Origin of the sequence: Salinihabitans flavidus, assembly GCF_900110425.1 — a bacterium.
Taxonomy (GTDB): domain Bacteria; phylum Pseudomonadota; class Alphaproteobacteria; order Rhodobacterales; family Rhodobacteraceae; genus Salinihabitans; species Salinihabitans flavidus.
In genome coordinates this window covers 1-21,374 of the sequence record NZ_FODS01000007.1, presented here as the reverse complement: position 1 = coordinate 21,374, position 21,374 = coordinate 1, and the positions used below count along the sequence as shown (strand labels likewise).

Below are 21,374 nucleotides of genomic sequence, written 5' to 3'. Positions count from 1 at the left end.
CGCAAATTCTCGTGGGTTATAGTGGTCAGGCGGCGCGGTGCAAGGGGGATCGGGAATCCGTTCCCAGATGCCGCTTTCGCCCCTGTTTTATAGCGTATGTCCCAGTATAGGGGACGTGGCAGACGAGGGAGCGCCACGTGCAGATCAGGTTCGATCAGGGCCCCGCAGGGGCGGACACGGAATTTCGCGAGCCCGGCGGTCTGATTCTGGCCCGGGATGCGGCAGAGGTGCCCGCCGCGTTGGATGCCATGGAGCGCGCACGCGCCGGGGGCAACTGGTTGGCGGGGTATGCGACCTACGAGCTTGGCTATGCGCTGGAGTCGCGGCTTGCAGGGCTGATGCCGGAGGGGCGCCAACTGCCCCTCCTCTGTTTCGGGGTATATGAGCGGCCGGAAATGGGAATGCCCTTGGCCGGGCCGGCCGCACTGTCCGAACCGTGTCCGCGCTGGAAACGTCGGGACTACGGCATCGCATTTGATCGGGTGCACGCCTTGATCGGGGCGGGCGACATATATCAGGCGAATCTGACGTTTCCGATGGCTGCAAAGGCCGAGGGCGGAGCAGAGGCGCTTTATGCGGCGTTGAGAGCACGGCAGTCGGTCGGGCATGGCGTGCTGGTGCGGCAGACGGGGCTGCCCGATCTTCTAAGCCGCTCGCCGGAGCTTTTCTTTCGCACGGATGCGGGGGGGACGATTGAAACCCGCCCGATGAAAGGGACACAGCCGCGCAGCGCCGATCCGGAGGAAGACGCCGCACAGCGCTCGTTTCTGGCCGCTGATCCCAAGAACCGCGCGGAAAACCTGATGATCGTGGACCTGCTGCGCAACGATATCAGCCGCGTGGCGGCGCCTGGTTCTGTTGAGGTGCCGGATCTGTTCGAGGTTGAGACCTATACCACGGTGCATCAGATGGTATCGCGTGTGCGGGCGCGGCTGGCCGCTGGCGCGACGCTGGGAGACATATTTCGTGCGCTTTTCCCGTGCGGGTCGATCACCGGCGCGCCAAAGCTGCGCGCTATGGAGGTCATTCGGGAGCTTGAGCCCTCTGCGCGCGGGATCTACTGCGGCACCATTGGCTGGGCGGCACCGGACGGCCGATCCGAGTTCAACGTGGCAATCCGGACACTGACGCATGAGGACGGGCACGTGATGCTGAATGTCGGCGGCGGGGTGGTCTGGGACAGCACGGCGAAGAGCGAATACGAGGAGGCGCTATGGAAAGCGCGATTTGCGGCGGCGTTTCGGACGGAACACGCCTGATCGAGACCTTCGGCTGGCATCCTGGCGAGGGGTTCCGTCATCTCAACCGTCACCTGGACCGGATGGGGCGGTCTGCGAAGGTGTTGGGTTTCTGCTTCGATGAAGCGGAAGCGCGCGCGGTGATGCGCGCGGATGGAAGTCTGCCCCTTCGCTGCCGGCTGACACTCGGGGTGGAGGGGTTTGCTTTTACCTCCGCGCCGCTTGGGGCGCCGGTGCCGTTCTGGCGGATCGGGATGGCGCTGGCGAGGCTGTCGTCAGACGATCCGTGGCTGAGGCACAAGACGACGCGGCGCGCGGTCTATGATGCGGCGCGGGCCGCGATGCCCGACGGGGTAGACGAGATGTTGTTTCTCAATGAGCGCGGAGAGCTTTGCGAGGGCACGATCAGCACTTTGTTCGTGACCACGCGGGCGGGTGACGTCCTGACCCCGCCGGTCACGAGCGGATGCCTGCCCGGTATTCTGCGGGAGATACTGTTGCAGCAAAGCGAGGTGCGCGAAGCGGTTCTGGTTCCGGAGGATTTGCGCCGGGCGGTGCGGATCGAGGTGGGAAATTCGCTGCGCGGGCGTATTGCGGCGCGACTTCTGGTGTGATCCGAAGGGATGCGTGTTGCACACACGGATCTCTCTTCGTCGGCCTTGCGTCCGTTCCCTTGGATCAGGCGGTGATGTAATCGCGCGTCAGGGGCACGGCGTCCTGACGTCGGGCGAGCTGCACCTGAAAGACGCATTGTTTCGCGTGGCGGAACGTCAGTTCGCTGGCTACCAGGTAGAAGCGCCACATGCGGCAGAAACGCTCATCATAAAGCGCGCGCGCCTTGTCGATCTGCGCCATGAAACGTTCATACCAGTTTTTCAGCGTTTCAGCGTAGTGCAGTCTCCAGATTTCGATATCGGTCATCCAGAGGCCTTCTCGTTCCACGGCGCGGGTCATCTCAGACATGGAGGGAATGTATCCGCCGGGAAAGATATATTTGTTGATCCACGGGCTGGTCCGCGCTGGAGGAGCGGAGCGTCCGATCGTGTGGATAAGGGCCACCCCGTCAGGGTTGAGCAGGTCGTGGACATGCGAGAAATACTCACGATAATGCGGCACACCCACATGCTCGAACATGCCCACCGACACGATACGGTCAAAGCGTTCGGTCAGCGCGCGGTAATCCTGAAGCCGGATATCGACACGATCAGTAAGTCCGACCTTGGCGACACGCTCGGACGCGAGTCTCTGCTGCTCTTCCGACAGGGTCACCCCGGTGACGCGGGCGCCGAAGTCCTGCGCCAGCGTGAGAGCCATGCCGCCCCAGCCACATCCGATATCAAGAACACGCATACCCGGCTCCAGGCAGAGTTTCTTTGCGATATGCGCCTTCTTGGCCTCCTGCGCTTCTTCCAGCGTCATGTCAGGATGGCGAAAGTAGGCGCAGGAATACTGCCGGTCGTTGTCGAGAAAGATATCGTAAAGCTCACCGGAGAGATCATAGTGATGCGCCACATTGCGGCGTGCGCGACTTACCGGATTGAACTGGTGAAGGTTTTTCATGAGTGGACCAATCCAGCGTTCAGCGCCATGACCTACGCCCATATCCATGTTGGTGATCGCAAGCGTCAGAAAACCGTGCAGATCGTCCTGTGCGATGGTCAACGTGCCGTCCATATATGCCTCACCTGCGGCAAGCTCGGGATTCAGCACGAACCGGCGGAGCAGGGCGGGATCACTCAGCGTGACATGAATGGGCGCGCCGGTGCCATCTCCGAACTGCATTTCGGTGCCATCGGGCAAGCTCACATGGAGATCCCCTTTGGTCACGATCCGGCCAACAAGGCGCTTGAAAAGGGCTGTCCACATATCCACCCCCCGGATGATGGTCATTGCGTCCGTTCGGGCCACTGCGGCCCCACATGCAAGAGTTTTCAATAAATTTATACTTTTGTCCAGATTTGCGCGCAGATCCGCGGCGCGGGGAAATTCGGCCCGATGGATGGAATATCGCGGTTGTGCGGTGCAGCGGGCTTGACTTCCGGCCCGGGGGAAGGTGTATCGGCGCGAACCAGTTTCGCCAATAATCAACCAAGATTGCCGATGAAAGGCCAAGCCATGCACGCTTATCGTAGCCATACCTGTGCCGACCTGACAAAGGCCAACGTGGGGCAGACCGTCCGCCTGGCGGGTTGGGTTCATCGGGTGCGCGATCACGGCGGTGTGCTGTTCGTTGATCTGCGTGACCACTATGGCGTGACGCAGGTGCTTTGCGATTCCGACAGCCCCGTATTTGCAGAGGTGGACCAGCTGCGCAGTGAATGGTGCATCCGTATCGACGGAGAGGTGAAGGCCCGGGACGAAAGCCTGATCAACCCCAAGCTGCCAACCGGGGAAATCGAGGTTTACATACGGGATATGGAGGTGTTGGGCGCGGCGCAGGAACTTCCGCTCATGGTGTTCGGCGATCAGGAATACCCCGAGGAAACGCGCCTGCGCTATCGCTACCTCGACCTGCGGCGCGAGGTGATGCAACGCAACATGACATTGCGTTCGGACGTGGTCGCCTCCATGCGCCGGCGGATGTGGGACAAGGGGTTCCGCGAGTATCAGACACCGATCATCACGGCGTCATCACCTGAGGGCGCACGCGACTTTCTCGTGCCGAGCCGCCTTCATCCGGGCAAGTTCTATGCCCTGCCGCAGGCCCCACAGCAGTTCAAACAGCTGATCATGGTGTCGGGCTTTGACAAGTATTTCCAGATTGCGCCGTGTTTCCGGGATGAAGATCCGCGCGCCGACCGCTCGCCCACCGATTTCTATCAGCTTGACATGGAAATGAGCTTTGTCACGCAGCAGGATGTCTTCGACACGATCCAGCCGGTCCTGGAAGGCGTGTTCGAGGAATTCGCGGACGGCGCGAAGGTGGACAAACACTGGCCGCAGATCTCCTACAAGGACGCCGCGCTCTGGTATGGCACCGACAAACCGGACCTGCGCAACCCGATCAGGATGCAGGTGGTGAGCGAGCATTTCCGCGGCTCTGGCTTTGCCATCTTCGCCAAGCTGCTGGAGCAGGAGGGCACCGAAATCCGCGCCATTCCTGCGCCCGGTGGTGGCAGCCGCAAGTTCTGCGACCGGATGAACGCCTTTGCCCAGAAAGAGGGCCTGCCGGGGATGGGATATATCTTCTGGCGTGATGGTGCGGATGGCCTAGAAGCCGCCGGGCCGCTGGCCAAGAATATCGGGCCGGAGCGCACGGAGGCGATCCGCCAGCAGCTAGGCCTTGGTAAGGGCGACGCGGCCTTCTTCCTTGGCGGTAAGCCCAAGACGTTTGAGGCGGTCGCGGGCCGTGCGCGCACCGTGATCGGTGAAGAGCTTAGCCTGACCGAAACGAACCGGTTCGCGTTCGCCTGGATCGTGGATTTCCCGATCTACCAGAGGGACGAGGAGACCGGGCAACTGGATTTCGACCACAACCCGTTCTCGATGCCGCAGGGGGGCATGGCCGCGCTCGAAGGCGATCCGCTCGATGTGGTCGGCTATCAGTATGACCTGGCCTGCAACGGCTATGAACTGGTGTCGGGGGCGATCCGGAACCACAAGCTCGACACCATGTACAAGGCATTCGAGATCGCGGGCTACCCGGCCGAAGAGGTTGACCGCCGCTTTGGTGGGATGGTCAATGCCTTCAAGTTCGGCGCGCCCCCGCACGGGGGCTGTGCTGCCGGCATTGATCGGATCGTGATGCTGCTTGCCAGTGAATCGAACATCCGCGAGGTCATGATGTTCCCGATGAACCAGAGGGCCGAAGATCTGATGATGAACGCGCCGTCGGAGCCGTCCTCCGATCAGCTGATGGAGCTGGGTTTGCGGGTGATCCCGCAGGACGACTGAACACGTTTCGCCTGCCAGCGGGCGGCGCTCTGCAGTGAGACAGAAGAGGGCATGGGATGATCCTGTCGGGTTGTCCCGTGCCCTTTGTCGTTGCAGACTGGGCGCATGACGGATTGCCTTCTGACCCTTGCCGATATCCTTGCCGCGCGCCGCGCGATTGCCGGGGTGGCCGATGCCACGCCGTTCGTGCCCTCGCCGTTCATGAGCGAGCGGACGGGGCATGATTTCCTGCTCAAACTGGAGAACATGCAACCCATCGGCGCGTTCAAGCTGCGCGGGGCACTCAACGCCGTGCAGGCGCTGCCAGAGGGCACGGCGGGCGTGACATGCTGTTCGACCGGCAACCACGGGCGCGGCGTGGCATATGCGGCGCGTGAACGCGGGATGAGGGCGGTGATCTGCATGTCGGAACTTGTCCCGCAAGCCAAGATCGACGGTATCCGCGCACTTGGGGCGGAAGTGCACATTCACGGGCGCAGCCAGGATGAAGCGCAGGCCGAAAGCCTGCGGCTTGTGGCCGAGGAGGGGTTGGTGGATATTCCGCCCTTCGACGATGCCCGGGTGATCGCGGGGCAGGGCACCATCGGGCTGGAGATGCTGGCCGCACGGCCCGATCTGTCGATGATTCTCGTGCCGCTGTCGGGCGGGGGTCTGGCCGCCGGGATTGCCGTGGCCGCCAAAGCGATCAAACCCGGTATTCGAATGGTCGGTGTGAGCATGGATCGGGGCGCCGCGATGAAAGCCTCGATCGATGCGGGCCATCCGGTCGAAGTGGAAGAAGTGGCAAGCCTTGCTGACTCTCTTGGCGGCGGGATCGGGATGGCGAACCGGCTCTCGTTCGCGCTGTGCCGCGATCTGCTCGACGAGACGGTGCTGGTGAGCGAGGAGGAAATCTATCATGCGATGCAGGTGCTCTACTACGAGGATCGGATCGTCGCGGAAGGCGCCTGTGTTGTCGGTCTCGCAGCCTGTCTTTCTGGAAAGACAACGCCGGAGGGGCCGGTTGGCACCATCGTGACGGGTCGCAATCTCGACATGGAGATGTTCACCCGCGTTGTGACCGGACAGGATATCGAGCTTGGGGATTACACCGTGAAAGGACGTGCTTATGAGCCATGATATTCGCATCGTGACCGAGGCGGAACTGCGCGACGTGGTCACGCTCGACCTAGAGACCGTGGATGTGATTGAGGCAGCCTTTACCGCGCTGGCAAGCGGGACAGTGGTGATGCCGCCGATCCTGTCGATGGAGTTGAAAGAGGCCAATGGCGAGGTCGATGTCAAAACCGCCTATATCCCCGGTTTCGATGGTTTTGCGATCAAGGTCAGCCCGGGGTTTTTCGACAACCCCACGCTCGGGTTGCCGTCGCTCAACGGGTTGATGATCCTGTTTTCCGCGAAGACCGGGTTGGTTCAGGCGGTGTTCCTCGACAACGGATACCTTACCGATGTGCGAACCGCGGCGGCCGGTGCCGTGGCCGCACGCCATCTTGCGCCTGAGACCGTTCGGACCGCCGGTGTGATCGGCACGGGGGTGCAGGCGCGGCTTCAGGCGCAGGCCGCGCATCTGGTGCGACCGTTCGAGCGGTTGCTCGTCTGGGGACGCGATGGGGAAAAGGCCAAAGCCTGCGCCGACGATTTGCGGCAGGCGCTCGGCATCGAGGTGCAGGTGGCGCCAGATGCCGAGGCGCTGGTCCGTGAGAGCACGCTCGTCGTGACCACCACTGCCGCACGTGAGCCGGTGCTCCGGGCCGATTGGCTGCATCCCGGGCTTCATATCACCGCGATGGGGTCCGATCAGCCGGGCAAGAACGAGATTGATCCCGCCGCCCTTTTCGCAGCCGATGCCTATATCTGCGACCGGGTCAGCCAATGCGAAACGTCAGGCGAGCTTGAGGCGGCGCTGGCGTCCGGTCACTGGACTGGCGGGCGCCCGGCCGAGCTTGGCGAGGTGATCGCCGGCACATCACAGGGACGGATCGATCCACAGGCAATCACGATCTGCGATCTGACCGGCACCGGGGCACAGGACACCGCCATCGCCACGCATGTGTTTTCTCGGCTGGATTCTGCCGGAACCATCATAGAAGTCTGAATCGACGGCAAATCCTCCGACAAGGAAGGCGCCGGGGGATTGCGGACGGCCTTTTACGGCCTATCTTCACAAGGCGGTCCAAAAGGGGCTGTTCATATCATGCAGGTGCAGGAGTGGCCTTCGATCCGACCCTTGCCGATACCCGCTTTGGCTGTGGCCTTTCGGCGGTCATAGCGCCCCCTCGAGGCGTTGAAGAAATGGTGTCGCGGCTGGCTGGCGAGGATGAAATGGGCGCCCGCTTTCCTATACCGGAGTTTTCCGAATTTCTGCCAAGGTTTGCAGCGTTTCAGGAGGCGCGCAAGGCTCGCAAGGCTGCGCGCCGAGATGGGGATGCGGCTGCGGTGCGCGATGCGCAAGACGCATTGCGCTCCATGGTGAGAGAGGTGCGCCGCGCACAAACCGATTGGGCGCGGCAGACTGTCTTGCGCCGCTGCGAGACGCACGACGGGTTTCGCGAACGGCTGGTGCAGTTCTGGGGCGATCACTTCACGGCAAGGGGCAAGGCACCATTGCTGCGCGAGGCGCAGGCGCTCTACGTCGAAGAGAGTATTCGCCCGCATGTATCGGGGCGCTTTGGCGAAATGCTCTACGCCGTGGTGACAAGCCCGCTGATGCTTCACTATCTCGATCAGAATCGATCGTTTGGACCGAACAGCGCGATTGCGCAGCGAAAGCCTCAGGCCGGGCTCAACGAAAATCTTGCGCGCGAGTTGCTGGAGCTTCACACGTTGGGCGTGGATGGCTCCTATGGTCAGAACGATGTGCGCGCTCTGGCAGAGCTTTTGACAGGCTTGCGTTTCACGGCCGAGCAAGGCTTTCGCTTTCATCCGAAGCTTGCAGAGCCAGGGCAAGCGACGGTACTGGGCAAACGATATGGCGGGCCGGAGCCGGCGTTGTCTGATATTCGCGCTGTGCTGGATGATCTTGTGCGGCACCCGGCGACCGCGCGGCACATCGCCCGAAAGCTTGCGGTGCATTTTGTTGCGGACCAGCCGGACCCGGCGCTTGTCGCTGCGATGGCGGCTCGGTTCTCCGAAACCGAGGGCGACTTGATACAGGTGTATGAGGCAATGCTGTCGCATCCGGCGGCATGGCGGCGAGATGGGCCGGGCAACGTGAAGCAGCCGCTGGCCTTTGTCACCTCTGGCCTGCGTGCGCTCGGCGTCGGTCAGGCCCATCTTCGGCGGATGGACAGGCGGGGCTTTCATCAGAGATTGATCGCACCGATGGAGGTGATGGGGCAACCGTGGCAAGAGCCCGAAGGCCCCGATGGTTGGGCTGAAGCCGATTCCCATTGGATCACACCGCAAGGCATGGCCGCCCGGTTGCAATGGGCAATGGCGGCGCCGCGGCTGATGCTGCCGCGTTTGCCCGATCCGCGGGATTTCGTCGAACATGCTCTGGGGTCCGAGGCTCCGGAAACGGTGCGCCGCGCCGCAGGGGCATCAGAAACACGGTGGGAGGGCGTGGGGCTTGTCCTCATTTCCCCTGCCTTTCAGAGACATGGATGAGAGCGCTATGGGCAATGGTCTGACACGGCGGCAGGTTCTGTGGCGGGCGGGGGCGCTTGGCTGTTCGGCGGCGGCCAGCCCGCTTCTTACGCCACTGAGCTTCGCGTCGGCGCCATGGGACAACCGGCTGGTTGCGATTATCCTGCGCGGCGGGATGGATGGACTCGACATTTGCCGGCCGGTGGGAGATTCGGAATTCGCCGGGTTGCGTCCGGGTTTGTCCGAAGGGGGAGTGCCGCTTGACGGATTTTTCGAGCTGCATCCCGATCTGGCCGATCTCGAACCGCTTTGGCAGGCGCAGGAGCTTGCCTTCGTTCATGCCACATCGACTCCCTATCGTGACAAGCGCAGCCATTTCGACGGACAGGATTTGCTGGAGGCCGGGACAGCGGCGCTTGGTTCGAGTGTCGGGCGGGATGGCTGGCTCAACCGGATGCTGGCGGAGGTGCCCGGCGCAGTGGCCGAGACCGCCTATGCCATAGGGCGGGAAGAAATGTTGCTGATGGCGGGCGCGGCGCCGGTGTCCGGCTGGTGGCCCGATCTCGACATTACGCTGAGCGCGCAGGGACTGCGGCTTCTGGAGGCAACTCTGCGCGACGATCCGGCGATGGCGGAGGCGATGGCGCAGGCGGTTTTGCTTGCGGATAGCGATGGAAGTGGCGTGATCGCCGACTCTGATGCACCTGGTGCGGCGATGACTGCGATGACGGGGGATATGCAGGCGGCAACAAGTGGCAAGCCGGGGCAGGCGCATCTGAGGATTGCGGAATTTACGGCGCGCAAGCTGCGCGAGGAAACGCGGGTGGCGGCGTTCTCGCTGTCGGGGTGGGACAGTCATTCCAATCAGGCGCAATCTCTGCGCCGTCCGTTGCGGCAGTTGTCGCAGGTTCTGAACGGTCTGCGCGATGGGTTGGGTCCGAACGTCTGGGGCAAGACCACGGTCATCGCCATGACCGAGTTCGGCCGGACAGCCCGCATCAATGGCACGGGTGGCACAGATCACGGCACCGGAGGCACGATGATCCTTGCCGGGGGTGCGCTGCGCGGAGGGCGGGTCCTGGGCCACTGGCCGGGGCTGGCGGAGGGCGATCTCCACGCCCGCCGCGACTTGATGCCGACCTCGGACGTACGGAGCTGGACGGCATGGATACTGCGCGAGAGCTTCGGATTGTCGCAGGAACGGCTCGAACGGGAGGTGTTTCCCGGCCTCGACATGGGCTCGGCGCAAGGGATTTTGCGCTAGGCCGTTTTGCCGCCAGTTCAGATCGCGACAGAATCGGTGAGGCGGGACTGCACGATCCCCGCGATATGCGCGAGTGCCGATTGGGCGGGTTGGCCCTGCCGCCGGGCTGTCCGGAGTGCGCTTCCGGCCGCTTCCAGAGGCGCGTCCCCAGCGCTTCGGGCGACGCTGGTGGCGAATTGGGCGACATAGTCGACCACCGCACTGTCATCGCTGTCCCCAAGCACGTCGGCCAGATGGGCCATGTCGTCCCTGTAGGCGATAGGGTCGGGCCGGATGTCTTCCTGCGAGACAATACGGGGGCCGCTGGGGCGGCGGTCGTGTGGCAAATGTATGAGGATCGCTTCTTGAAAAGATGCGAGGGATTTCAGAGGTTTGCCAAGAAACCCGTCCGCCCCTGCCGCAATGGCGACAGGCTCGGAGAAATCATCTCCGGACATGCCGAGAATTACCTCCACCCGCGGCGTGGCGTGGGACAATTCATCGATCAGATCCGCGCCTGAACCGTCGGGCAGGCCGAGGTCGATAATGACAACCGAAGGGCGGTAGACCTGAAGGTGGCGCCGGGCGGAACGCAGGCAATCGGCGCGCCGGATGCGCGCACCGCTGCGCAGACACATCAGGCGCAGCGCCTCGCAGGCGAAACGGCTGTCTTCCACCACCAGAACAGTCAGCCCCAGAAGCGGCCGCGCGGCGGTCGGGGCCTGCGGGTTGGAATAGAGGATCGGATCGGTCATGGTGCCCCCTTTCGTAAAGCCAGTGGAGCGACGGTAGCGCGCCATGCCTAACAGATGGTTAAACTGCGTTTGCCGCGGGCTGCGGCGGGGTGTCTCTTGTCAGGGGCGCGGGCTTTGCCCATAAGGGCGCAAGGCCAAAGCAGTCATGAAAACAAGGGGGCGCTGCCCATGATCGGACGTTTGAACCATGTCGCCATCGCCGTTCCGGATCTGGAGGCTGCGGCGGCGCAATACCGCACAGCGTTGGGTGCGACGGTGGGTCCGCCGCAGGATGAGCCGGATCACGGGGTGACCGTCATCTTCATCGAACTGCCGAATACCAAAATCGAGTTGCTGTATCCGCTGGGCGATTCCTCGCCCATCAAGGGGTTTCTGGAAAAGAATCCGGCGGGGGGAATCCACCATATCTGCTATGAGGTGGAAGATATCGTTGCCGCGCGCGATCACCTCAAGCAGACGGGGGCGCGGGTTCTGGGCGACGGGGAGCCGAAGATCGGGGCGCATGGCAAGCCGGTCCTGTTTCTGCACCCCAAGGACTTCAACGGCTGTCTGGTGGAACTGGAACAGGTCTGATACCGGGCTGACTTGCGGGCCATCCGGCCTGCGCTGCAAGGAGAACGCGCCTCATGTCCATCACATCCGCGATCGTGCTTTATGCCGTGATCTGGTTCATGACCCTGCTTGTGGCCATTCCCATCCGCCTGAAAACCCAAGGGGATATGGGCGAGGTGGTGCCGGGCACGCATGCCGGGGCGCCCGAGCATCACAATCTTCGCTTCAAGGCGAAGGTGACAACCGCCGTGTCGGCGGTGATCTGGGTGTTCCTGTTCTGGATGATTTCCTACGGTCCGATTTCGGTGTCGGATTTCGACTGGACGAGCCGTCTGCCGCCCGTCGCAAGGCAGTAAACCCCGAATCAGGTTTAACCCTCTGAAGTCAGGCCAAAACCCCTTTTCGGTAAAACGTCGGTATTTTGTCGGTATTGCGTCGGTGCTGTCGTCCCGTCTGACCCCGTTTAAGGTTGCGCGCGTTGCGTGGAGCCGGTGTGTCGTTAACACTCTCTCGGACCCGGTCCTGAAGCGGGGCGCGGTCAGCCGAGATACCCCGCGACGACCTGAAGGATCTTGTAGGCGGTGGCGGCGTCGTTCTCGACCACGGCGAGAAATTCGCTTTCGCCAAGGCGCAGCGCCCGTAGCGGGGTGTGGGCGCGCATGTCGAGCGCGCGGGGCACCTTGCGGATCAGCGCCAGCTCGCCCACCAGCTTGCCCGGCCCGGCGGTGGTGATGAGCTTGTCGGGCCCGTCTTCCACCGGCAGGTATATCCCGGCCTCTCCCTCAAGGATGAGATAGGCGCCGTCGGTGCCCGCATCGCCCTTGCGGAAGATCACGTCGCCCTCTTCCGCCTCGAACCATTTGGCGCCGAAGGCCAGAAGGCGCACCTGTTTGCGCGGCAGGCCGGAGAACAGTTCGGTCCCCGAGAGCGCGCGCATCTTGCGGGCAAGGTCGGCGGCTGCGGCGTTATCCTCTTCGCCTTCCGCCACGCCTTCGCCGTCCCGGATGCGGCCATGTTCGAGTTCGATGTGCTGATCGAATGTGCCGCCCACGTCGAGCGTTTCCTCCATCACGATCAGGGTGGTGTCGGGCAGAAGCTCGCGCAGTCGCTCGCACACAGAAACACGCGCCTCGGTGTCGTGACCTGACAGAAGACCGTCGAGAATGAGGATGTCGGGCCGCTTGATTGCCGCACGGGTCAGCGCCAGCGGCACGGCAAAGACCGATGGCAGCGCCGCGCCGCCCATGCCCGTGTGAATTGCATAGAGCAACTCGGCCACCTGCCGGCGCAGCCCCGCCTCTGCCAGAACGCCGGCCACCACCTCGCGCAACTGGCCGGTGCGCGCGGAGGAGGCGCTCGACAGCTTGCCGAAGACGGCGTTTTCCAGAACGCTCAGCCCCTCGGCGAAGCGGTCCTCGGAGAGGGGCGCGAAGATCTCGGACATCGGCGGGTCGAGCCGGCCATCGCGGGACTGGCGCAACTCAAGGATCAGATCCTTCATTTCATCGGTGAACGCCGGGCCGATCTGTTCGGCGGAAATTTCCAGCGGCAGCGACAGGATCAGCGCCTGTTCCTCATCTGACAGCGCGTCAAGCCCGCTGTCACGGCTTTTCTTCACCAGATCGACGCTTTGACGGTAGGTATCGGGATCGAGGCCGAGACGCTGAAACAGCGGATGGTCGGTGCCGTCCGTGCCGAAAGTCTGGTTCAGCATATCGATCACTTCCTGGCTCAGCTTGAGCATACCCGGGGCAAGGCCGGTGTCGCGCAACACGGCGAGCAGCCCGCTCGCCGCAGTGAGATCCTGTTCGGCACCGTTGCAGCGCCGCGTGGCAAAAAACAGGTTATCGGCCACCGGAAGGGCGGGGTTGTAGCGATCGGGATCGAAGGGATGATAGCAGTTATCCAGCCCCGCCTCGCGCAGGGCCTCCGCCACCTTTGGCCTCAGCGAGACCAGCTCCTTGGCCAGTTCGGGGTGATCGTCGGGTGAAAAGCACTGATCGAGGCCGCGACTGTAAAGCTCATTGCCCGAGCCGGCGGCATCCATGAGCGCCAGCCACCAGTCGAGCAACTCCTCCGTATCGTTCAGCCCTGCGGCAGCGGGCGAAAGCCAGCTGGCGTAAATCGGATCGGCTGAATTGCCCGAGCGTTCGGATTCGTGGATGCGATGGGCGGCGTCCGTCTCTTCGCCTTCGGGTATCCCGGCGGTGCCGTGCGGCACGGCGCGCAGCGCCATCATCGCATTCTCGCCCAGAGTGCCGTCGAAGACATAAGGCCGCCGTTCGGCGACGCCGATCCGCGCGGCAATCACGCGCTGGTGCAGGGTGCCGAGGTCATGCCCCGCGATCACGAGTTTGCCGGAGCTTGGCATCAGTTCGCGGGTCAGAAGCGCGGTCAGCGTATGGCGGTCCTCTTCGTCGGGGGAGGTGACGGCGATCATGCCTCCGCCCTGAAGGGTGACGTCGATATCGTCCAGCACGGTGGTGCCATCGCTGTCGCGCACGCTGACATCGCGCAGTTCTATGTCGCCGCGCAGATGCGGGATCTCTTCCGGCTCGCCCTCGAAGAGGGATTCATCGACCATGCCCGCAGGGGCGAACCGTTCCGTGATCAATTCCCACCGCTGTGACAGTTCCTGCACCTGATTGTAGTAGGTCAGCAGTTCCTTCCACGGGGCGGAGAGATCCTTGTAGGCCGACAGCGCCGCCACCAGCGCGCCGATCGAGACATTCCCCTGGATCACCAGATAGCCGCCGGCGAGAAAGAAGACGAAGGGGGTAAGCTGCGAAATGAAGTTGTTGAGAAACTTCATGAAGAACTTCTTGGTGTAGATCACCAGCCGGATGTCGAACAATGTCCCCAGACGGTGCGTGATCACCGCCTGCCGGTAGCGCCAGCCGCCATGCGTTCGCAGCGTGGCCGCGCCCTGAGCGCTTTCGCCGATCTCACCGGCCAGCGCGCGCACTTCGCGGATGCGCTCCTTGTTGTGGCGATTGATCTGGCGTTGCAGTCGCGGAATGATCCACGCCTGAAGCGGGATGAGCGCCACCGAGGCCAGCCCGAACCAGACGCTTTGCGCAAACAGAAAGCCGAGAATGGTGAGCATCTGCCCGGCCTGAAGCACCGGCTGCGAGATGGCGTCGCCCATCATGCCGCCCATCGGCTCGGCCTCCGCGGTGACCATCGATACCAACTCCCCCTGCGAGGTGCGTTGCAGATAGGGCTGCGGAAACCGCAGGATGCGGGAGATCAGCGTGTAGCGAAAACGGCGCAGCATGCGTTCGGCAAGGATGCCTTTCATCGTGTTGATGCGCATCTTGGTCAGGCCATGCGCCAGCACCGAGGCGAGGAACGCGAAACAGAGCAGGACGAGAAAGCCGACCTGGCTCATCTCGACGCCAAGCACGTTCACCGTGCTTTGCCCTGCGCCGATGGCGTCGTTGATGATCCGCTTGGGCAGTTCCAGCGTGAGATAGAGCAGAGGAAACAGAAAGGCGGTGAGCAGCAGCAGAAGAAGCTGATCCCGTTTCGAGTATTTCCAGATGAAGGAAAACAAAGACCGTTCTATGGGTCCGCCCCCCCGGCAATGCCCCGTGACCACGACCGGGTTTCCGCGGCCGACCTCGGCGGATGCTAGCAGCCTGCGCAACGCGCAGGCAACGGGATTCTGGACGTGTTTTCAGCGCGACGGGAGAGATTGCGCCGCGCACGGCTTGCCGCTAGGCTACATTCAAACACCCGGTTCCGCGTATCCCCGAGGAGGACCACCGGACATGCATGCGCCGTTGACCATCCTTCTTCTGATGCTGCTTTTGCAAATCAAGCACATGTTTGCGGATTTCTTCCTTCAGACACGCACCATGCTTTCGGGGCGCGATATCTATCTGCATGTGGGCCGCGCGCAGCATGTGGCGGTGCATGCGCTGGGGACGGTCATGGTGTTCGCTGCGATGGGGGCGTCGCTTCGGGCGATGGTGATCATCGTGGTGGGCGAGGCGATCGCGCATTATCACATCGACTACTGGAAGGGGCGGCACACGGCGGCCAACGGGCTGACCCCGGAACATGGGGGCTACTGGCGGGCGACGGGGCTGGATCAGGCGCTGCACCAGCTCACGTATATCGCGATGATATGGGCGTGGCTGACCTTCTGAATGAAAGGACGCGGAAACGGGCTGCGACTCGGCCCGGATGGCGCGTTTCAGCCTCGGGAATCGGCCATTTCCGGCACTGAGTCGCGCAATCGCGCCGTTTCCGGCGGGCGTTCACGGCGGAATACCGATGCCCGGCGGTTTTCAGCCTCGTAAAATATGTGCGAGATCAGATGCTTAGTTGGTTTTTCGCAAAACCTTCAAAAAACCGCTTGCGGGTTTGGGTGAGTAACCTTAGAACCCCCTTCACCGGCGGCGCAGAGGCGCGGTTGGGGCGGCTGGGCCGCGGTGCTGCAAGGCGGCGCGGACCTGGTTGAGGACTTTAGAGGCAGGTGATACGGGTTGCGCCGTTTGATTTGGGGCGCTTCCGGTTGATTTTGTCTCTGCGCTTTTTGACATTGATGTATGACTGAAGAGATATGTGGGCGGTTTGGTTCATTTCGATGGACGGACGTTTGCATATCGGGTCTCTAGGGGTTTTGCCCCGATGATGAGATTGAACAGCTTCACTGTTTGACGGACTTCGTTTCTTTTGGAGACGATGTGCATCAGACAGAAGAGTGCACCGGGTTTAGCCACTCGGTGCGATGTGCAGAGGTTCGAACGTCATGGATACGCCCGCGAGGGCGTTTCAACTTGAGAGTTTGATCCTGGCTCAGAACGAACGCTGGCGGCAGGCTTAACACATGCAAGTCGAGCGAAGTCTTCGGACTTAGCGGCGGACGGGTGAGTAACGCGTGGGAACGTACCCTTTTCTGCGGAATAGCCACTGGAAACGGTGAGTAATACCGCATACGCCCTTCGGGGGAAAGATTTATCGGAGAAGGATCGGCCCGCGTTAGATTAGGTAGTTGGTGGGGTAATGGCCTACCAAGCCTACGATCTATAGCTGGTTTTAGAGGATGATCAGCCACACTGGGACTGAGACACGGCCCAGACTCCTACGGGAGGCAGCAGTGGGGAATCTTAGACAATGGGCGCAAGCCTGATCTAGCCATGCCGCGTGAGTGATGAAGGTCTTAGGATCGTAAAGCTCTTTCGCCTGTGAAGATAATGACGGTAGCAGGTAAAGAAACCCCGGCTAACTCCGTGCCAGCAGCCGCGGTAATACGGAGGGGGTTAGCGTTGTTCGGAATTACTGGGCGTAAAGCGCACGTAGGCGGATTGGAAAGTTGGGGGTGAAATCCCGGGGCTCAACCCCGGAACTGCCTCCAAAACTCCCAGTCTTGAGTTCGAGAGAGGTGAGTGGAATTCCGAGTGTAGAGGTGAAATTCGTAGATATTCGGAGGAACACCAGTGGCGAAGGCGGCTCACTGGCTCGATACTGACGCTGAGGTGCGAAAGTGTGGGGAGCAAACAGGATTAGATACCCTGGTAGTCCACACCGTAAACGATGAATGCCAGTCGTCGGGTTGCATGCAATTCGGTGACACACCTAACGGATTAAGCATTCCGCCTGGGGAGTACGGTCGCAAGATTAAAACTCAAAGGAATTGACGGGGGCCCGCACAAGCGGTGGAGCATGTGGTTTAATTCGAAGCAACGCGCAGAACCTTACCAACCCTTGACATCCTCGGACCGCCGGAGAGATCCGGTTTTCTCGTAAGAGACCGAGTGACAGGTGCTGCATGGCTGTCGTCAGCTCGTGTCGTGAGATGTTCGGTTAAGTCCGGCAACGAGCGCAACCCACATCCTTAGTTGCCAGCAGTTCGGCTGGGCACTCTAGGGAAACTGCCCGTGATAAGCGGGAGGAAGGTGTGGATGACGTCAAGTCCTCATGGCCCTTACGGGTTGGGCTACACACGTGCTACAATGGCAGTGACAATGGGTTAATCCCCAAAAACTGTCTCAGTTCGGATTGTCGTCTGCAACTCGACGGCATGAAGTCGGAATCGCTAGTAATCGTGGAACAGCATGCCACGGTGAATACGTTCCCGGGCCTTGTACACACCGCCCGTCACACCATGGGAGTTGGTTCTACCCGACGGCCGTGCGCTAACCTCTTCGGAGGGGGCAGCGGACCACGGTAGGATCAGCGACTGGGGTGAAGTCGTAACAAGGTAGCCGTAGGGGAACCTGCGGCTGGATCACCTCCTTTCTAAGGATGATCGTAGCTGGATGGCTTGCCATTCACGTCGATCACTTAGCAAAGATCAACAAACAAAGTTGGTCAAACTCAGGACCAGGCCGTCCTCATATCTCTTCAGTATCAGACATGCGGGCTACCGCCCGTTACTATGGGTCGGTAGCTCAGGTGGTTAGAGCGCACGCCTGATAAGCGTGAGGTCGGAGGTTCAAGTCCTCCTCGACCCACCATGACTTCCCGCGAGGGAGCCAGTGGGGGCCTTAGCTCAGCTGGGAGAGCGCCTGATTTGCATTCAGGAGGTCACCGGTTCGATCCCGGTAGGCTCCACCAACCCCACGATTCGACCGCCAAGCGCTTTCGAGTGTTTGGCCGTCCAATCGGACGGATTTAACATCGTGAAGAGAGAAACATTACGACACTGTCGGTCGTCACGAGTGGGTGACGATCTCTGCCGGTGCCCTTCGGGGCCGGTGGCGCGCAACATGCATTCCTTGGGTGTTGTCGTCATATCCTGGCCGAAACAGGCAGTGTTGTCCAAGTCAAGTACACTAACCCGAGCAGCCGCAAGGTTGCTCATTGTCCGCTTCACCGACATGAAGCGGGCGGGAAAAGTATGACTTTTGGTTCGGAAACAGGATCTTGATGCTGACCAGCTGCAAGATCACGACAGGCATGAGTTTGTGTCTGTCTCTTTCTGGATCAAATCAAGCGCGAAAAGGGCGTTTGGTGGATGCCTAGGCAGTAAGAGGCGATGAAGGACGTGATACTCTGCGATAAGCTTGGGGGAGCCGAGAATAGGCTTTGATCCCAGGATCTCCGAATGGGGCAACCCACCTGACAGTTTGTTATAATAGCCCTCGGGCTGCTTATAACGGGCTGAAACAGGTACTTGAGACCTGAATACATAGGGTTTTAAGAGCGAACCCGGGGAACTGAAACATCTAAGTACCCGGAGGAAAGGAAATCAATTGATACTCCCTCAGTAGCGGCGAGCGAACGGGGACCAGCCGAGCCTTGAGAGTGAGAAGAACATGCTGGAAAGCATGGCCATAGCGGGTGACAGCCCCGTATTCGAAGCTCAATGGGACGCATTAAGTAGGGCGGGACACGTGAAATCCTGTCTGAAGATCGGGGGACCACCCTCGAAGGCTAAGTACTCCTTACTGACCGATAGCGAACCAGTACCGTGAGGGAAAGGTGAAAAGCACCCCGACGAGGGGAGTGAAACAGTACCTGAAACCGGACGCCTACAATCAGTCGGAGGGGCCTTGAGCCCTGACGGCGTACCTTTTGTATAATGGGTCATCGACTTGGTCTCACGAGCAAGCTTAAGCCGTTAGGTGTAGGCGCAGCGAAAGCGAGTCTTAATAGGGCGCATGAGTTCGTGGGATCAGACCCGAAACCGAGTGATCTAGGCATGACCAGGATGAAGGCAAGGTAACACTTGCTGGAGGTCCGAACCCACACCTGTTGAAAAAGGTCGGGATGAGTTGTGCCTAGGGGTGAAAGGCCAATCAAACTCGGAGATAGCTGGTTCTCTGCGAAATCTATTTAGGTAGAGCGTCATCCGAATACCCCCGGGGGTAGAGCACTGGATGGGTAATGGGGCCCCACAGGCTTACTGATCCTAACCAAACTCCGAATACCGGGGAGTACTGGGTGGCAGACAGACTGCGAATGCTAACGTCCGTAGTCGAGAGGGAAACAACCCTGACCTACAGCTAAGGCCCCCAATTCATGGCTAAGTGGGAAAGCAGGTGGGACGACCAAAACAACCAGGAGGTTGGCTTAGAAGCAGCCATCCTTTAAAGATAGCGTAACAGCTCACTGGTCTAAACAAGTTGTCCTGCGGCGAAGATGTAACGGGGCTCAAGCCATGAGCCGAAGCTTAGGATGCACATAGTGCATGGTAGCAGAGCGTGGTGTGACATAGCTCCATGCCTCTTTTGCGGACGGTGGGATCAAACCCACCCTACGTAATGGAGGCACGGGAGCTTTCTGTGAAGCCGGGGCGTGAGCCATCCGGTGGAGAGATCACCAGTGAGAATGATGACATGAGTAGCGACAAAGAGTGTGAGAGACACTCTCGCCGAAAGTCCAAGGGTTCCTGCTTAAAGCTAATCTGAGCAGGGTAAGCCGGCCCCTAAGTCGAGGCAGAAATGCGTAGACGATGGGAACGGGGTTAATATTCCCCGGCCAGGAGGATGTGACGGATCGCGGATGTTGTTCGCCCTTATCGGATTGGGCGGGCCGCTGAGCGGTTCCTGGAAATAGCCCTCCATCAGACCGTACCCTAAACCGACACAGGTGGACTGGTAGAGAATACCAAGGCGCTTGAGAGAACGATGTTGAAGGAACTCGGCAAAATACCTCCGTAAGTTCGCGAGAAGGAGGCCCGGTTTGCACGCAAGTGTTGGCCGGGGGCACAAACCAGGGGGTGGCGACTGTTTACTAAAAACACAGGGCTCTGCGAAGTCGCAAGACGACGTATAGGGTCTGACGCCTGCCCGGTGCCTGAAGGTTAAAAGGAGGGGTGAGAGCTCCGAATTGAAGCCCAGGTAAACGGCGGCCGTAACTATAACGGTCCTAAGGTAGCGAAATTCCTTGTCGGGTAAGTTCCGACCTGCACGAATGGCGTAACGACTTCCCCGCTGTCTCCAACATCGACTCAGCGAAATTGAATTGCCTGTCAAGATGCAGGCTTCCCGCGGTTAGACGGAAAGACCCCGTGCACCTTTACTACAGCTTCGCACTGGCATCAGGATTGTGATGTGCAGGATAGGTGGTAGGCTTTGAAACGGGAACGCTAGTTCCCGTGGAGCCTCCCTTGAGATACCACCCTTCGCACTCTTGATGTCTAACCGCGGTCCGTTATCCGGATCCGGGACCCTGCGTGGCGGGTAGTTTGACTGGGGCGGTCGCCTCCTAAAGCGTAACGGAGGCGCGCGAAGGTTGGCTCAGAGCGGTCGGAAATCGCTCGTTGAGTGCAATGGCAGAAGCCAGCCTGACTGCGAGACTGACAAGTCGAGCAGAGTCGAAAGACGGCCATAGTGATCCGGTGGTCCCGAGTGGAAGGGCCATCGCTCAACGGATAAAAGGTACGCCGGGGATAACAGGCTGATACTGCCCAAGAGTCCATATCGACGGCAGTGTTTGGCACCTCGATGTCGGCTCATCTCATCCTGGGGCTGGAGCAGGTCCCAAGGGTACGGCTGTTCGCCGTTTAAAGAGGTACGTGAGCTGGGTTTAGAACGTCGTGAGACAGTTCGGTCCCTATCTGCCGTGGGTGTAGGATACTTGAGAGGAGTTGCCCCTAGTACGAGAGGACCGGGGTGAACGATCCACTGGTGGACCTGTTGTGGCGCCAGCCGCAGTGCAGGGTAGCTATGATCGGAAAGGATAACCGCTGAAGGCATCTAAGCGGGAAGCCCCCCTCAAAACAAGGTATCCCTGAGGGCCGTGGTAGACCACCACGTCGATAGGCCGGAGATGTAAGCGCAGCAATGCGTTCAGTTGACCGGTACTAATGGCCCGATAGGCTTGATTTGATCCAGTAAAAGACAGACATACCGGATCCAGAAGCCATACATCAAAAGTGACTGACTTGGACAAAAATCAACGGGGGCTTTCCTCGGTTTGGTGGTCATAGCACGAGCAAAACACCCGGTCCCATTCCGAACCCGGTCGTTAAGTGCCGTAGCGCCGATGGTACTGCGTCTCAAGACGTGGGAGAGTAGGTCGCCGCCAAACCTAGAAAAGCCCCCCGTTTCTCTCTTCACAAAACACCCTGACGCGGGGTGGAGCAGCCCGGTAGCTCGTCAGGCTCATAACCTGAAGGTCGTAGGTTCAAATCCTACCCCCGCAACCAAA

13 protein-coding genes, 3 tRNA genes and 3 rRNA genes are annotated in these 21,374 nt (G+C 60.8%); 16 read left to right on the top strand and 3 right to left on the bottom strand.

Annotation, left to right across the window (positions count from 1 at the left end; translation table 11 throughout):
- Window positions 1-137: 137 nt before the first annotated feature.
- On the top strand, window positions 138-1,259 hold the full coding sequence (locus BMW66_RS07820) for an aminodeoxychorismate synthase component I (RefSeq protein ID WP_093117185.1): 1,122 nt from the start codon (window positions 138-140) through the stop codon (window positions 1,257-1,259).
- The gene (locus BMW66_RS07815) at window positions 1,214-1,852 is read left to right on the top strand and encodes an aminotransferase class IV family protein (protein WP_093117183.1); all 639 of its coding nucleotides are present in this window, start codon (window positions 1,214-1,216) and stop codon (window positions 1,850-1,852) included. The genes BMW66_RS07820 and BMW66_RS07815 overlap by 46 nt, the downstream gene beginning before the upstream one ends.
- Window positions 1,853-1,916: 64 nt before the next feature.
- Here BMW66_RS07815 and BMW66_RS07810 read toward each other — a convergent pair whose 3' ends face one another.
- Window positions 1,917-3,128, bottom strand: a complete 1,212-nt coding sequence (locus BMW66_RS07810; RefSeq protein WP_342741856.1) for an SAM-dependent methyltransferase — start codon at window positions 3,126-3,128, stop codon at window positions 1,917-1,919.
- Window positions 3,129-3,353: 225 nt separating this feature from the next.
- Here BMW66_RS07810 and aspS point away from each other — a divergent pair, with 225 nt between their 5' ends.
- The 5 genes from aspS to BMW66_RS07785 all read left to right on the top strand — a co-directional run bounded on the left by aspS (window position 3,354) and on the right by BMW66_RS07785 (window position 9,981).
- Window positions 3,354-5,132 (top strand): aspartate--tRNA ligase, encoded by a 1,779-nt coding sequence (aspS, locus tag BMW66_RS07805; protein ID WP_093117181.1) that lies wholly within the window; start codon window positions 3,354-3,356, stop codon window positions 5,130-5,132.
- A 105-nt stretch (window positions 5,133-5,237) separates the two neighbouring features.
- On the top strand, window positions 5,238-6,251 hold the full coding sequence (eutB, locus tag BMW66_RS07800) for a hydroxyectoine utilization dehydratase EutB (RefSeq protein ID WP_093117179.1): 1,014 nt from the start codon (window positions 5,238-5,240) through the stop codon (window positions 6,249-6,251).
- Window positions 6,241-7,227 carry a cyclodeaminase gene (locus tag BMW66_RS07795; protein WP_093117177.1) on the top strand — a complete coding sequence of 329 codons (987 nt, stop codon included), beginning with the start codon at window positions 6,241-6,243 and terminating at the stop codon, window positions 7,225-7,227. The genes eutB and BMW66_RS07795 overlap by 11 nt, the downstream gene beginning before the upstream one ends.
- A gap of 113 nt (window positions 7,228-7,340) precedes the next feature.
- Window positions 7,341-8,738 (top strand): DUF1800 domain-containing protein, encoded by a 1,398-nt coding sequence (locus BMW66_RS07790; RefSeq protein ID WP_093117175.1) that lies wholly within the window; start codon window positions 7,341-7,343, stop codon window positions 8,736-8,738.
- The gene (locus tag BMW66_RS07785) at window positions 8,731-9,981 is read left to right on the top strand and encodes a DUF1501 domain-containing protein (protein WP_093117173.1); all 1,251 of its coding nucleotides are present in this window, start codon (window positions 8,731-8,733) and stop codon (window positions 9,979-9,981) included. Before BMW66_RS07790 ends, BMW66_RS07785 begins: the two co-directional genes overlap by 8 nt.
- A 17-nt stretch (window positions 9,982-9,998) precedes the next feature.
- On the opposite strand, the gene BMW66_RS07780 is transcribed toward BMW66_RS07785, so the two are convergent.
- Window positions 9,999-10,715 carry a response regulator gene (locus tag BMW66_RS07780; RefSeq protein WP_093117171.1) on the bottom strand — a complete coding sequence of 239 codons (717 nt, stop codon included), beginning with the start codon at window positions 10,713-10,715 and terminating at the stop codon, window positions 9,999-10,001.
- A gap of 168 nt (window positions 10,716-10,883) precedes the next feature.
- Between BMW66_RS07780 and mce the strand changes: the two genes are divergently transcribed.
- Window positions 10,884-11,288, top strand: coding sequence for a methylmalonyl-CoA epimerase (gene mce / locus BMW66_RS07775; protein WP_093117169.1), 405 nt, complete (start codon window positions 10,884-10,886; stop codon window positions 11,286-11,288).
- 53 nt (window positions 11,289-11,341) lie between these two features.
- Complete coding sequence (locus BMW66_RS07770; RefSeq protein ID WP_093117167.1) at window positions 11,342-11,623, top strand: DUF1467 family protein; 282 nt, start codon at window positions 11,342-11,344, stop codon at window positions 11,621-11,623.
- A gap of 182 nt (window positions 11,624-11,805) precedes the next feature.
- On the opposite strand, the gene BMW66_RS07765 is transcribed toward BMW66_RS07770, so the two are convergent.
- The gene (locus tag BMW66_RS07765) at window positions 11,806-14,823 is read right to left on the bottom strand and encodes an ABC transporter transmembrane domain-containing protein (protein WP_093117165.1); all 3,018 of its coding nucleotides are present in this window, start codon (window positions 14,821-14,823) and stop codon (window positions 11,806-11,808) included.
- 217 nt (window positions 14,824-15,040) lie between these two features.
- Between BMW66_RS07765 and BMW66_RS07760 the strand changes: the two genes are divergently transcribed.
- The 7 genes from BMW66_RS07760 (at window position 15,041) to BMW66_RS07730 (ending at window position 21,372) form a co-directional block, all read left to right on the top strand.
- On the top strand, window positions 15,041-15,421 hold the full coding sequence (locus BMW66_RS07760; RefSeq protein ID WP_093117163.1) for a DUF3307 domain-containing protein: 381 nt from the start codon (window positions 15,041-15,043) through the stop codon (window positions 15,419-15,421).
- A gap of 629 nt (window positions 15,422-16,050) precedes the next feature.
- Window positions 16,051-17,516 (top strand): 16S ribosomal RNA (locus tag BMW66_RS07755).
- A 141-nt stretch (window positions 17,517-17,657) separates the two neighbouring features.
- Window positions 17,658-17,734, top strand: a tRNA-Ile gene (locus BMW66_RS07750).
- Window positions 17,735-17,758: 24 nt separating this feature from the next.
- Window positions 17,759-17,834, top strand: a tRNA-Ala gene (locus BMW66_RS07745).
- A 372-nt stretch (window positions 17,835-18,206) separates the two neighbouring features.
- A 23S ribosomal RNA gene (locus tag BMW66_RS07740) occupies window positions 18,207-21,052 on the top strand.
- Window positions 21,053-21,139: 87 nt separating this feature from the next.
- A 5S ribosomal RNA gene (gene rrf, locus BMW66_RS07735) occupies window positions 21,140-21,254 on the top strand.
- Together the 16S, 23S and 5S rRNA genes with 3 tRNA genes alongside form the textbook arrangement of a ribosomal RNA operon.
- 41 nt (window positions 21,255-21,295) lie before the next feature.
- Window positions 21,296-21,372: transfer RNA gene (locus tag BMW66_RS07730), tRNA-Met, on the top strand.
- Window positions 21,373-21,374: the final 2 nt, after the last annotated feature.

Bases quoted from the DNA above. Each gene is read 5' to 3' on its own strand.
- BMW66_RS07815 (WP_093117183.1), top strand. From the start codon at position 1,214: ATGGAAAGCGCGATTTGCGGCGGCGTTTCGGACGGAACACGCCTGATC.
- BMW66_RS07810 (WP_342741856.1), bottom strand. From the start codon at position 3,128: ATGACCATCATCCGGGGGGTGGATATGTGGACAGCCCTTTTCAAGCGC.
- aspS (WP_093117181.1), top strand. From the start codon at position 3,354: ATGCACGCTTATCGTAGCCATACCTGTGCCGACCTGACAAAGGCCAAC.
- eutB (WP_093117179.1), top strand. From the start codon at position 5,238: ATGACGGATTGCCTTCTGACCCTTGCCGATATCCTTGCCGCGCGCCGC.
- BMW66_RS07795 (WP_093117177.1), top strand. From the start codon at position 6,241: ATGAGCCATGATATTCGCATCGTGACCGAGGCGGAACTGCGCGACGTG.
- BMW66_RS07785 (WP_093117173.1), top strand. From the start codon at position 8,731: ATGGATGAGAGCGCTATGGGCAATGGTCTGACACGGCGGCAGGTTCTG.
- BMW66_RS07780 (WP_093117171.1), bottom strand. From the start codon at position 10,715: ATGACCGATCCGATCCTCTATTCCAACCCGCAGGCCCCGACCGCCGCG.
- mce (WP_093117169.1), top strand. From the start codon at position 10,884: ATGATCGGACGTTTGAACCATGTCGCCATCGCCGTTCCGGATCTGGAG.
- BMW66_RS07770 (WP_093117167.1), top strand. From the start codon at position 11,342: ATGTCCATCACATCCGCGATCGTGCTTTATGCCGTGATCTGGTTCATG.
- BMW66_RS07760 (WP_093117163.1), top strand. From the start codon at position 15,041: ATGCATGCGCCGTTGACCATCCTTCTTCTGATGCTGCTTTTGCAAATC.